This window comes from Ferranicluibacter rubi (genome assembly GCF_011603255.1).
Classification (GTDB): domain Bacteria; phylum Pseudomonadota; class Alphaproteobacteria; order Rhizobiales; family Rhizobiaceae; genus Ferranicluibacter; species Ferranicluibacter rubi.
Genome location: NZ_JAANCM010000004.1, coordinates 291584 through 304629, shown reverse-complemented (window position 1 = coordinate 304629; position 13046 = coordinate 291584). Strand labels below are relative to the sequence as shown.

The 13046-nt window shown below is 63.3% G+C and carries 10 protein-coding genes; 4 read left to right on the top strand and 6 right to left on the bottom strand.

The window, feature by feature from the left end; genetic code table 11:
• Positions 1-83: 83 nt before the first annotated feature.
• Positions 84-863 (bottom strand): DeoR/GlpR family DNA-binding transcription regulator, encoded by a 780-nt coding sequence (locus G8E10_RS10565; protein WP_281517504.1) that lies wholly within the window; start codon positions 861-863, stop codon positions 84-86.
• Between the two features lie 164 nt (positions 864-1027).
• Here G8E10_RS10565 and G8E10_RS10560 point away from each other — a divergent pair, with 164 nt between their 5' ends.
• Positions 1028-1405, top strand: coding sequence for a CidA/LrgA family protein (locus tag G8E10_RS10560; RefSeq protein ID WP_167128603.1), 378 nt, complete (start codon positions 1028-1030; stop codon positions 1403-1405).
• A gap of 59 nt (positions 1406-1464) precedes the next feature.
• A complete protein-coding gene (locus G8E10_RS10555) occupies positions 1465-2172 on the top strand; it encodes an LrgB family protein (protein WP_167128847.1) in 708 nt (235 codons plus the stop codon).
• Between the two features lie 99 nt (positions 2173-2271).
• Here G8E10_RS10555 and pyc read toward each other — a convergent pair whose 3' ends face one another.
• Positions 2272-5727, bottom strand: a complete 3456-nt coding sequence (pyc, locus tag G8E10_RS10550) for a pyruvate carboxylase (protein ID WP_167128600.1) — start codon at positions 5725-5727, stop codon at positions 2272-2274.
• A 368-nt stretch (positions 5728-6095) separates the two neighbouring features.
• Between pyc and G8E10_RS10545 the strand changes: the two genes are divergently transcribed.
• Positions 6096-7850 carry a glucan ABC transporter ATP-binding protein/ permease gene (locus G8E10_RS10545; protein WP_167128597.1) on the top strand — a complete coding sequence of 585 codons (1755 nt, stop codon included), beginning with the start codon at positions 6096-6098 and terminating at the stop codon, positions 7848-7850.
• Positions 7851-7931: 81 nt separating this feature from the next.
• Here the strand turns inward: G8E10_RS10545 and G8E10_RS10540 are convergent, their stop codons facing one another.
• A complete protein-coding gene (locus tag G8E10_RS10540; protein ID WP_167128594.1) occupies positions 7932-8333 on the bottom strand; it encodes a RidA family protein in 402 nt (133 codons plus the stop codon).
• A complete protein-coding gene (gene leuD / locus G8E10_RS10535) occupies positions 8333-8938 on the bottom strand; it encodes a 3-isopropylmalate dehydratase small subunit (RefSeq protein WP_110729804.1) in 606 nt (201 codons plus the stop codon). The genes G8E10_RS10540 and leuD overlap by 1 nt, the downstream gene beginning before the upstream one ends.
• A gap of 234 nt (positions 8939-9172) precedes the next feature.
• Here leuD and G8E10_RS10530 point away from each other — a divergent pair, with 234 nt between their 5' ends.
• Entirely contained in the window at positions 9173-9664 is a 492-nt protein-coding gene (locus G8E10_RS10530; RefSeq protein ID WP_167128591.1) for a DUF3597 domain-containing protein, read from the top strand.
• A 76-nt stretch (positions 9665-9740) separates the two neighbouring features.
• Here G8E10_RS10530 and G8E10_RS10525 read toward each other — a convergent pair whose 3' ends face one another.
• Together G8E10_RS10525 and G8E10_RS10520 are read right to left on the bottom strand one after the other, a co-directional pair.
• Positions 9741-10064 carry a hypothetical protein gene (locus tag G8E10_RS10525; RefSeq protein WP_167128588.1) on the bottom strand — a complete coding sequence of 108 codons (324 nt, stop codon included), beginning with the start codon at positions 10062-10064 and terminating at the stop codon, positions 9741-9743.
• A 163-nt stretch (positions 10065-10227) separates the two neighbouring features.
• The gene (locus G8E10_RS10520; protein ID WP_167128585.1) at positions 10228-12903 is read right to left on the bottom strand and encodes a DNA translocase FtsK; all 2676 of its coding nucleotides are present in this window, start codon (positions 12901-12903) and stop codon (positions 10228-10230) included.
• Positions 12904-13046: the final 143 nt, after the last annotated feature.

Below are 13046 nucleotides of genomic sequence, written 5' to 3'. Positions count from 1 at the left end.
CTCCTGTGGTCGTGTGGTGGTCCATCATCTGTCTCCTCCCGGTCCTCTGCGACCGGATCATGTCGTCTTTGTGTATGTGCGGATCAGCCGTCGACCGGGTCGGCCCGCAGGATTGTCGCACCTGTATCCTTGAGCCCGGTCGCGATGGCGTCTGGTGCGTCCGCCTCGAGGATCAGCGTCATCCGGTCGCTCAGGTTGGCGATCACGAAAGGGTGCACCGCTTCCAGTTTGTCGCTGGTGCAGGCGACGAGCACGGCCGCCGCGCGCGCGGCGGCGATCTTCTTGAAGGCGACGTCGTCATAGACGAGCCCCGTCAGGCCTGCTCTCGCATCAAGGCCGCAGGCGCCGAGAATGCAGAGGTCGGGCCGCAGCATCTCCAGGTCCCGCTCCGCCTGTGCGCCGATCGCCGCGCCCACATGACGGTCGATCCGCCCGCCGATGGTGATCACCTCGATCCCGGCGTGCTCCAGCGCTGCAACGGCGATGGCCGGCATGTTGGTCGCAAGCGTGAGGGAGAGCCCGGGCGGGAGCGCCTGGACGATGGCGAGATTGGTCGATCCGGCATCGACGAACACCGTCATCCCGTCCTTGAGGCAGGAGACGGCGGCTGCGGCCAGCATCTGCTTGCGTCCGCGCGAAATGCCGGTCCGCACCGAGAAGGGCTGCTCGGCGGGCAATGCCAGCGCGCCGCCATAAACGCGTTCGCAGAGGCCCGCTGCCGCCATCTCGCGCAGGTCACGCCGTATCGTGTCTTCCGAGACCTTGAACGCGCGTGCGAGATCGCCGGCCAGCACCCGGCCGGACTGGCGGAGTTCGGCCCGGATCGCATCCTGTCTCTCGCGCGACAGCAGGTCACTTGCCATCTTCATTCTCAATCATGCATGAATCGGTAAGAACGTGCATAAACAATTTTGGCCGAGGTGCAAAGGGATTTCTATCTGCCGGGCTTGACCCTCCGTAAAAGAGGGGTTCACAAGGCATCTCTGGACACAGGACGCATCTCCAACATCGACAGGAAACACCCAGCATGATTCAGGGCATCACGTGGCTGCTCGGCTTCCAGCTCGTCGGGGAGACTCTTTCCTATGCGAGCGGCGGCCATGTTCCGGGACCTGTCATCGGACTTGCGCTGCTCGCGCTCTTTCTGCTTGCGACCCGACGCTTTTCCGCTGCTGCCGCCATGGAGCAATCCACCGGCAAGGTGGCCGACGGGTTGCTCGCCAATCTCGGCATCCTCTTCGTGCCGGCCGGTGTCGGCATTATCCAGCACCTCGATCTCGTGATATCCATGGGGTTGCCGATTCTCGTCGCCATCCTCGTCTCCACGGTCGTCACGCTCGTCGTGACCGTCTGGGCGTTCACTCTGGCCAAGCATCTGGAACAGCAGTGGAGGCGCAAGCCATGACCGAGATGTCTAACCTGGGTCAGATCGCGGCACAGGCTGCCACCGATCAGGCGCAATCCCTGCCGGCCTTGCCGTCCAGCCTCTGGGTCTACCTTTCCGCGACGCCGCTATTCTGGTTGACGGCGACGCTCGTCGTCTGGCTGCTTGCCAATGCAGCGGCGCGCAGGGCGAACGGACACCCGCTGGTCAATCCGGTGCTGATCTCGGTCGTCGTCATCGGCACGGGCCTGACGCTCGGTGGGGTCGCCTATCCCGCCTATTTCGAGGGCGCGCAGTTCATCCATTTCCTGCTGGGTCCGGCAACGGTGGCGCTGGCGGTGCCACTCGTGCGGCAGATCAAGCTGGTTGCCGCCAATCTCCTGCCCATGCTCGCAGCGCTCGCTGCCGGCAGCGTCACGGCGGTCCTAAGCGTTCTCGCGCTCGGCGCGCTCTTCGGCTTTCCGGAAGCGCTCACCGTCTCCATGGCGCCGAAGTCCTCGACGGCCGGCGTTGCCATGGCGATATCGAAGGGTCTCGGCGGCGATCCCGGCCTCACCGCCGTTTTCGTGATCCTGACCGGCATTACCGGTGCGGTCATCGTCACCGGTCTGATGAACCGCATGCGGATCACCGACTATGCTGCCCGCGGCTTTGCGGCGGGTCTTGCCTCGCACGGTATCGGCACCGCCCGCGCCTTCCAGGTCGATCCCGTTGCCGGCCTCTTTGCCGGCATCGCCATGGCGCTGAACGCGCTGGTGACGGCGCTGATCGTGCCGCTGTTTTTGTAGAGAGAACGCGCCGCGCCTGATACCGGCGTGCGAGCTCCCAGAACGCAAAACACCGGCCGTTGCCGGCCGGTGTTTCTCACATCGTCGGGATCGCCGGTTTCAGCCGAAGACGACGAGCAGGTCCTTGGTGTCGATCTGGTCGCCGGTCTTCACCAGCACCTCCGCGATCGTCCCGTCCTTCTCGGCGTGCAGCGCCGTTTCCATCTTCATGGCTTCGATCGACAGAAGCACGTCACCCGCCTTGACGGTCTGGCCGGCGGATATGGCGACGGTCGAGACGACGCCCGGCATGGGCGCACCGAGATGGGAGACGTTGCCGGCTTCGGCCTTGCGACGAACGGCGGCGGTCGCCGCGCGGTTGCGGTCGGGCACCTTGATCATACGGGCCTGGCCGTTCAGCTCGAAGAAGACCTTGACCATGGCCTGCTCGTCCGGCTCGCTCTTGGCCTGATGCTGGATGACCAGCGCCTTGCCGCGCTCGATTTCCGGCAGAAGCTCCTCGCCTGTCGTCAGCCCGTAGAAATAGGCGTGCGTCGGCAGCACGGAGACCGGGCCATAGGTATCGACGGCCAGCGCGTAATCGGTGAAGACCTTGGGATACATGAGATAGGAGGCGAACTCGACATCCGAGACAGAGCGGCCGATCTTGGTTTCGACCTCCTGCCGCTCGGCATTCAGATCGGCTTCGGGAAGCAGCGAGCCCGGACGGGCGGTATAGGCTTCCTCGCCCTTCAGCGCCTTCTTCTGCAGCGCTTCCGGCCATCCGCCCGGAGGCTGGCCGAGATCGCCCTTCAGCATGGAGACGACCGATTCCGGGAAGGACACGTCCTTGGCCGGGTTTTCGACGTCGGCGACGGAGAGATCCTGGCTCACCATCATCAGCGCCATGTCGCCCACCACCTTGGAGGACGGCGTGACCTTCACGATGTCGCCGAACATCTGGTTGACGTCGGCATAGGTCTGGGCGACCCGGTGCCACTTGGTCTCCAGGCCAAGCGAGCGTGCCTGTTCCTTGAGGTTGGTGAACTGACCACCCGGCATTTCATGCAGATAGACTTCGGATGCCGGCCCCTTGAGGTCGCTTTCGAAGGCCGCATACTGGTGGCGAACCGCTTCCCAGTAGAAGGAGATACGGCGGATGGATTCGGGATCGAGACCCGGATCGCGCTCCGAGCCCTTCAGCGCCTCGACGATCGAGCCGAGGCAGGGCTGGGAGGTGTTGCCGGAGAGCGAATCCATGGCCGCATCGACCACATCGACGCCCGCATCCACGGCGGCCAGCACGGTCGCAGCCGCGATGCCCGACGTGTCGTGCGTGTGGAAGTGGATCGGCAGATCGGTCGCCTCGCGCAGCGCCTTGAACAGCACGGTGGCTGCCGCCGGCTTCAAGAGGCCCGCCATGTCCTTCAGCGCGATCATGTGCGCACCGGCACGTTCCAGTTCGCCTGCAAGCGCGGTGTAGTATTTCAGGTCGTATTTCGGACGTGCGGAATTGAGGATGTCGCCCGTGTAGCAGATCGCCGCCTCGCAGATGCGGTTCTCCTCGTTCACGGCATCCATCGAAACGCGCATGTTTTCGACCCAGTTGAGGCAGTCGAACACGCGGAAGACGTCGATCCCCTCGCGGGCTGCCTGGCGCACGAAATACTTTACGACATTGTCGGGATAGTTTTTGTAACCGACGCCGTTCGCGCCGCGCAGCAGCATCTGCAGCAAGAGGTTCGGCGCGTCTTCGCGGATGCGGGCGAGACGATCCCACGGATCCTCGGTCAGGAAGCGCATGGAGACGTCGAAGGTCGCGCCGCCCCAGCATTCCAGCGAGAACAGTTGTGGCAGCGCCTTGGCATAGGTGCCGGTGATCCGCGCGATGTCATAGGTCCGCATGCGGGTCGCCAGCAGCGACTGGTGGCCGTCACGCATGGTGGTGTCGGTCATCAGCACGCGCTTTTCGGCGCGCACCCATTCGGCGAATTTCTTCGGGCCGAGTTCGTCCAGCTTCTGCTTGGTGCCGGGCAAGATGTCGCCCTTGACGTAGGGCACGACGGGCTTGGCGATATCGGCGGAGGGGCGCGGCCGTCCCTTGGCCTCGGGGTGACCGTTGACGGTCACGTCTGCCAGATAGGTGAGGAGCTTCGACGCACGGTCCTGCCGCTTGACCTGCTGGAAGAGCTCCGGCGTCGTGTCGATGAAGCGCGTCGTGTAGGAATTGTCGCGGAATTTCGGGTGCGTGATGATGGCTTCGAGGAAGGTGAGGTTCGTCGCCACGCCGCGGATACGGAATTCGCGCAGAGCGCGCTCCATGCGGGTAATGGCCTCGGGAGCGCCCGGCGCCCAGACGGTGACCTTCACCAGCAGCGGATCGTAGAAGCGGGTGATGACTGCGCCGGTATAGGCCGTGCCGCCATCGAGGCGGATGCCGAAGCCGGCTGCCGAACGGTAGCCGGTGATGCGGCCATAGTCGGGAATGAAGTTCTGCTCGGGGTCTTCCGTGGTGATGCGGCACTGCAGCGCGTTGCCGTTGAGGCGGATGTCCGCCTGCTTCGGGACACCGGATTCCGGTGTCCCGATGGCATGGCCATCGAGAATGTGGATCTGCGCCTTCACGATATCGATGCCGGTGACGACTTCGGTGACGGTGTGCTCGACCTGGATGCGCGGGTTCACCTCGATGAAGTAGAACTTGCCGGTATCCATATCCATCAGGTACTCGACCGTGCCGGCACCGACGTAATTCGTCGCCTGGGCGATCTTGACCGAATAGGCTGCCAGCTCCTGACGCTGTGCCTCGTTCAGATAGGGGGCGGGAGCCCGTTCCACGACCTTCTGGTTGCGGCGCTGAACCGAACAGTCGCGCTCGAACAGATGCACGACATTACCATGGGTATCGCCCAGAACCTGGCTTTCGACGTGGCGGGCCCGCTCCACCAGCTTTTCCAGATAGACTTCGTCCTTGCCGAAGGCAGCCTTCGCCTCGCGCTTGGCTTCCGTCACCTCGCGGGCGAGATCCTTCGGGTCGCGAATGGCGCGCATGCCGCGCCCGCCGCCGCCCCAGGAGGCCTTGAGCATGATGGGATAGCCGATCTCCTCGGCCATGCGCGCCACTTGCGCCATGTCCTCCGGCAGCGGCTCGGTCGCGGGCACCACGGGAACGCCGATCTCGATGGCGAGGTTGCGCGCGGCGACCTTGTTGCCGAGACGGCGCATCGTGTCGCCCGTCGGGCCGATGAAGATGATGCCGGCTTCTTTGCAGGCATCCACGAATTCCGGGCTTTCCGACAGCAGGCCGTAGCCCGGATGGATCGCATCCGCGCCCGACAGCTTGGCCACGCGCAGGATCTCGTCGATCGAGAGATAGCTTTCGATCGGTCCGAGGTCGCGCTCCAGATGGGGCCCCCGCCCGATCTGGTAGCTTTCGTCGGCCTTGAAACGGTGCAAGGCGAGCTTGTCCTCCTCGGCCCAGATCGCGACGGTTTTCAGGCCCAGCTCGTCGGCGGCGCGAAACACGCGGATCGCGATTTCGGATCGATTGGCAACGAGAATTTTTTTGATGGACAAGCTGGCCTCCTACACCTTGACGTGCGGTTCTGCTGCACCGCGATATAAGTTCTATCCGCTCATTTTAGGAAGTTCAATTTCGGATTTCACAAGAATGTCAGAATCATGATGCCGGTCTGGCGCCTGTCCAGACCAAGCAAAGCCCAGCTATTTCGCCTGTCCAGGCCAGCTTGCGCGAAGACGACGTTCGAGGCTGCCCGCGGTGCTGCATTGCAACATGAATGCCTCGTTCAGCGACCATTCATGTTGCGATTGCGATAGTGGACTCATCGAACAGGGAGAAGCACGTCTTCTCACCGGTTCGTTTTCAAGCCGGGCCGGTTGGCCGGTCTGGCGCGACAACGAGTTTTCCCACGAGGGATAAGATAGTGTCATTGTTCCAGGTCTATGCGAGAGCACTTCAGTATCTCGCCGCTCACAAGCTTCGCGTTTCCGCAATCGTGGTCGCCAACATCGTTTTGGCCTGCATCACGATCGCCGAGCCGATCCTGTTCGGCCGCATCATCGACGCGATCTCCTCCAAGACGGAAGTCACGTCGACCCTGATCATGTGGGCGACGCTCGGCATCTTCAACACGATCGCATTCGTGCTGGTCGCCCGTGAAGCCGACCGCCTGGCGCATCAGCGCCGTGCGACGCTGATCACGGAAGCCTTCAGCCGCATCATCTCCATGCCGCTTTCCTGGCACAGCCAGCGCGGCACGTCCAATGCGCTGCATACACTGCTGCGGGCTTGCGAAACGCTGTTCGGCCTCTGGCTCGAATTCATGCGCGAGCATCTCTCGACGGCCGTCGCGCTGACGCTGCTGGTTCCCACCGCCTTTGCGATGGACTGGCGCCTGTCGATCGTCCTCGTCGTTCTCGGCACGCTCTACGTCATCATCGGCAAGCTGGTCATGGCGAAGACCAAGGACGGCCAGGCTGCTGTCGAAGGTCATTACCACACCGTGTTCGGCCATGTGTCGGATGCCATCAGCAACGTCTCGGTCGTTCACAGCTACAACCGTATCGAAGCCGAAACGCGCGAACTGAAGGCTTTCACGCAGAAGCTCATGTCGGTGCAGCTGCCGGTTCTCGACTGGTGGGCGCTGGCCAGCGGCCTCAACCGCATGGCTTCCACGATCTCCATGATGACGATCCTCGTCATCGGCACCATCCTCGTCCAGCGCGGCGAACTGGGTGTCGGCGAAGTGGTTGCTTTCATCGGCTTTGCGAACCTTCTGATCGGCCGTCTCGACCAGATGAAGAACTTCGTCAACCAGATCTTCGAAGCCCGTGCCAAGCTGGAAGACTTCTTCAACCTCGAAGACTCGGTTCGTGACCGTGAAGAGCCTGCCGACGCCGGTGAACTGAACCATGTTCGTGGCGACGTCGAGTTCCGCGACCTGACCTATCACTTCCCGGGCACCTTGGATGGCCTGCACGACATCAACATCAAGGTGAAGGCCGGCCAGACCATCGCCATCGTTGGCCCCACCGGCTCCGGCAAGACCACGCTGATCAACATGCTGCAGCGTGTGAACGAACCGGCCTCCGGCAAGGTCCTGATCGACGGCGTCGATGTTGCCAAGGTGACCCGCAAGTCGCTGCGTGCCTCGATCGCCACCGTCTTCCAGGACGCCGGCCTCCTCAATCGCTCCATCTCGGACAATATCCGTCTGGGCCGCGAGGATGCCACGCTGGAAGAAGTCGTGAAGGCCGCTGAAGCCGCCGCTGCTTCGGACTTCATCGAAAGCCGCGACACGGGTTACGACACACGGGTCGGCGAACGGGGCAACCGCCTTTCCGGCGGCGAGCGCCAGCGGATCGCGATCGCTCGTGCCATCCTGAAGAATGCACCGATCCTGGTGCTGGACGAAGCCACCTCCGCGCTCGACGTGGAAACCGAAAACCGGGTGAAGGACGCTATCGACAACCTGCGAAAGGACCGCACGACCTTCATCATCGCACACCGTCTCTCGACGGTTCGCGAAGCCGACCTGGTGGTCTTCATGGACCGTGGCCGGATCGTCGAAATGGGCGGCTTCAACGAGCTCAGCCAGTCCAACGGCCGCTTTGCAGCCCTGCTGCGGGCCTCGGGCATCCTGACGGACGACGACGTCCGCCGTGCAACGGCCGCCTGATCCCGGAAGGATCACGATACCGAATACGAAAACGCCCCGTCGAAAGCGGGGCGTTTTTGCGTCGGGGCATTGGTGTTGCGGTCAGCGGCGAAGCGCCGTGACCTCGATCTCGATCAGCATCTCCGGGCGGATCAGGCCGCAGACGACCATGGTGGCGGCCGGGCGGATCTCGCCGAAGGCTTCTCCGAGGATCGGGAAGACCCGGTCGGCGAAGCTGGCATCGGTGATGTAATAGTGGCAGCGGACGACGTCGGACAAAGAGAAGCCGGCTTCGCGGACGACACTTTCAATGGTCTTCAGGCAATTGCGGGCCTGCTCTTCCACCGTCTCGGGCATGGTCATGGTCGCATAATCATAGCCGGTGGTGCCGGAGACAAAGCACCAGTCGCCCTGGACAAGCGCCCGCGAATAGCCCGCCGTCCTTTCGAACGGCGAGCCTGACGAGATCAGACGGCGGGTGTCCGGTGCCTCGGCGTCGGACATCAGGCCCAGGGACGCTCGACGGCGTTCGACTTCTCGAAGCCGTCGATGGCCGAAACTTTCTCCAGCGTCAGGCCGATATCGTCGAGGCCGTTCAGCATGCAGTGACGCTTGAAGGCGTCTAGCTCGAAGCTGATCTTGCCGCCATCGGGGCCGGTGATCTCGAGGTTCTCGAGGTCCACCGTCAGAACGGCGTTCGAGCCGCGGCTCGCATCGTCCATCAGCTTCTCGAGATTCTCGGGGCTGACGACGACCGGCAGGATGCCGTTCTTGAAACAGTTGTTGTAGAAGATGTCGGCAAACGAGGTCGAGATGACACAGCGGATGCCGAAGTCGAGCAGTGCCCACGGCGCATGTTCGCGCGAGGAGCCGCAACCGAAATTGTCACCGGCGACCAGAATCTTGGCGTTCTGGTAGGCGGGCTTGTTCAGAACGAAGCTCTCGTTCGGCGTGCCGTCCTCGTTGTAGCGCGCTTCGGCAAACAGGCCCGTGCCGAGCCCGGTGCGCTTGATCGTCTTCAGGTAATCCTTCGGAATGATCATGTCCGTGTCGATATTGACGACGGGCAGGGGAGCGGCGACGCCGGTGAGCTTGACGAACTTGTCCATGGCCTTGCGACTTTCGTTTTCCAGGGGGGAACGGAATTGCCTCGCGCTTTAGAGCAAAACGCCGATGATTTGAAGAAAAATCTCCAGCGGGCACGGGGCGCCTCTATCCGCTTCTGTCCTTTTACCAAGTGCCATTCCAGGGCGAGCCCTTGGAGAATGAAACCTGCGGCTTAGTTAAAGCGTGCAGGCAGGCGCGCATGCGATGCGCCGCCCCCACCAAAGGAGGACGTTCCCATGGGCATTTTCGACAAGATCAAGGACGCGATCTTCGGCCATCACGACAAGGCCGCCGCACCGGCTTCGCCGACCGGCACGACCATCAACCCCACGGGCACCGGCCCGGTTATTGCATCCACGGCACCGTCGGCCACACCGGTTGCCCCGACAGGTCCGGCGGTAAACACGACATCCGGTACGCCGACGGCCGCCCCGTCGCAGGCGCCCTCGGCCACCACCGCTTCGTCCGGTCCTGTCGATGTCGCCGCGATGCTCGACAAGGCTGTCGCCACTAACGGCCAGAAGCTCGACTGGCGCCACTCCATCGTCGATCTGATGAAGGCGCTCGGCATGGAAGCTAGCCTTTCGGAACGCAAGGAACTGGCGCAGGAGCTTCATTATACCGGCGACGCGAACGACTCCGGCAAGATGAACGTGTTCCTGCACAAGGCGCTGCTCCAGAAGCTGTCGGAAAACGGCGGCAAGGTTCCGGCCGAACTGCTCGACTGATCTAAACCGTCAAGACATGAAAAAGGGCTCCCGCAGCGATGCGGGAGCCCTTTTTAGTCGTCGCCTTTAAAGGCGATCAGATTTCCGGGCAGCCGTTCCGGTTGGCGAAGGTAATGCGCTGCGGACCGCGACGGGTCATGCCTTCGACGACGACACGGCGGTCGGTCACGCGGACGACTTCCGGGTCGCGGAGACCCGAGTCGCGGGCGGCAGCGCGAGCTTCGCGTTCGCCGCAACGATCACGACCACGTTCGCGGCGCGGCTCGCGGATGACAGGACGGATGCCGTCCGGCCCGACGCGCAGTTCCACGCCTTGAGCATTGGCAATGCCTGCAAAACCGGCCGTGCCGCCAGCTGCGATCGCCAGCGCAATGCCGGCAGAAGCTAGAATTTTCTTCATTACGATATCTCCCACGCGCGTCGTCGCGCCCCTAAGAACACGGGATAATTCGCGAACCCGGGTTTGGTTCCAAATGCCTGCCGCAAAGGGGTTTGCAAGACCGGACAGCGTCTGGATCGCGGAACCCGGGGCGAATGTCTCGCCCCGGGCGTCCTGCATGTCCTCAGTCTTCGCTTTCAAGAATAGCAGGCTCGATGGCGATGGGCTCCATGGTGTCCCGTCCGCCGGCGATGATCGACCGCTTGCCGACGTGGTTGGCCGCGCCGACGAGACCTTCGCGTTCCATGCGCTCCACCAGCGAGGCCGCACGGTTGTAGCCGATCTGCAGGCGACGTTGGATGTAGGAGGTCGAGCACTTCTTGTCGCGCAGCACCACCTTGACCGCCTTGTCGTAGAGGTCCTGCCCGTCTTCCTCGGCCATGCCAGACTTGTCGAACACAGCCGTATCTTCCTCGGGCGCCTCCTCCACCTCGTCGGCGTCCTCGGTGACGGTGCCGAGATACTCGGGACGACCCTGCGCCTTCAAATGGTTGACGACCTTCTCGACCTCTTCGTCCGAAACGAAGGGCCCATGGACGCGGGCGATGCGTCCGCCGCCGACCATGTGGAGCATGTCGCCCTGTCCGAGCAGATGTTCGGCACCCTGTTCGCCGAGGATGGTGCGGCTGTCGATCTTCGAGGTCACCTGGAAGGAGATGCGGGTGGGGAAGTTCGCCTTGATCGTGCCGGTGATGACATCGACCGAGGGGCGCTGCGTCGCCATGATCAGGTGGATACCGGCGGCACGTGCCATCTGGGCCAGCCGCTGGATCGCGCCTTCGATTTCCTTACCGGCGACCATCATCAGGTCGGCCATCTCGTCGACGATGATGACGATATAGGGCATCGGCGCGAGGTCGAGTTCCTGCTCCTCGAACACCGGCTCGCCGGAGCCCCGGTCGAACCCGGTCTGGACCGTCGTGAACACCGTCTCGCCCTTGGCACGGGCGATCGCCGCGCGGCCGTTATAGCCGTCGATATTGCGCACGCCGAGCCGCGACATCTTGCGATAGCGGTCTTCCATCTCCCGCACCGCCCATTTCAGCGCCATCACGGCCTTCTTCGGGTCGGTGACGACGGGGGTGAGGAGATGCGGGATGCCGTCATAGATCGACAGTTCCAGCATCTTCGGATCGACCATGATCAGGCGGCATTCCTCGGGCTTCAGGCGGTAGAGGAGCGACAGGATCATCGTGTTGATCGCCACCGACTTGCCGGACCCCGTCGTTCCCGCGACGAGCAGATGCGGCATCTTGGCGAGTTCCGCCACGACCGGCTCGCCGCCGATGGTCTTGCCGAGGCAGAGCGGCAGCTTGAACTTCGTTTCCTCGTAGCTGTGCGACTCGATCATCTCGCGGAAATAGACGGTTTCGCGCACCGGGTTCGGCAGCTCGATGCCGATGACGTTGCGGCCGGGAACGACCGCGACGCGGGCCGACAGCGCCGACATGGAGCGAGCGATATCGTCGGACAGGCCGATGACGCGCGAGGATTTGACCCCCGGTGCCGGCTCGAACTCATAGAGCGTGACGACTGGGCCCGGCCGCACGTCGATGATCTCGCCGCGCACGCCGAAATCTTCCAGCACGCTTTCGAGCAGGCCCGCACTCTGTTCCAGCGCTTCCTGGCTCATGGACGTGGTCTGCTGGAACACCGGCTCCTGCAGCAGTTCGACCGACGGAAGCTGGTAGCCTTCCATCTCCGGCAGGACCGAGAGATCGATGGCGCGGGCAGCGGCGCTCAGCTGCAGCGAGGGTGTCAGCCGGCCGGCAAGAACCTGAGCGGCGCGGATGCGCGGCTTGAAGGCGGCTGGCGCCTCCTCGGCAACCTCGGGGGCGGCCGGCGCTTCGGCGACCGGTTCCGGTGCGGCCTGTGGCTCCTCGGTAGCTGTTTCGACAGGTGCGGTCTCATCGATGCCGGAAACGGCAACGGCCTTGGCCGGGCCGACCTCGATCACCCGATACAGCGCCGTCACGGATTCCGGGCTTGTCCGAAACGCGATCGTCGGCGGCACGGGAGCCGGCGTTTCGGCCACAACCGGTATTGCCATCGTTTCGGCCTCGGTCTTCACCGATGCCGTTTCCCGAATGGAGGGCGCGGGGATGAGAGAAAGGGACGGATCGAAATCCGGGTTCGAGAGCAGCGTCTCGAAGAAGATCGCATCGTTGATCGCGAAGCTGAAGGCGCGGGGAGCCAGCGTTACGGGCGCGGGCGCCTCTGCCGGGACGGCAACGTCTTCGATCACAGTCTCGGGTTCGACAGACACCACGTCGACAATCTCTGTGGGCTGGACATCCCGCGGCGCCTCGATCTGCGCCAGCTGCGGCCAGGCGTCGCTCTGCGGGAATTCGCGGCGCAGTTTCAGTGCCAGCGCCAAGGCGCCGCGCGCCGTCGCGAAGTCGGTTTCCGGCATGTCGAAGGTCTGTGTCATTTCGGGTCGTTCCATTGAGGCCGTGGCCTCTGTCATGTCGGAGATCGACGCTGGGGGATGCTCGTTGATCTGTACCATTTCGAGCATGGGCGGCGATTTCGGGCTGCGCTTGGGATAGGCGCTGTCCGGCGTGCGGGTGAAGCGGACATTGGGGCCGATGACGAAGTTGCTCTGCCAGATCGGCGCGCGTCCTTCGATCTCGCCGGCGGCCATCTCGTCGGCATTCTCCGTGTCGGCGCCCGACAGGAAAGCGCTGCCGAGCGTCTCCGGCGTACCGTAGATCCGCTTGACCGGCTCGATACGCTGCTGCGCATCCTCCGCCTTCGCATTGTCGATACCGTGGGGAAGATTCGTTCTGGATAGACGCATGGGAACCTGCAAACTCGGGAACATGAGGGCCGATGGGCACCTCTATTCAATAGAAAATAAAGGTTAATCAGCCCTTTCCACGCAGCACCGATAACAAGGGCGAAAGATGGATGTACCCACGCAAAGCTATTGTAATCCTTGGC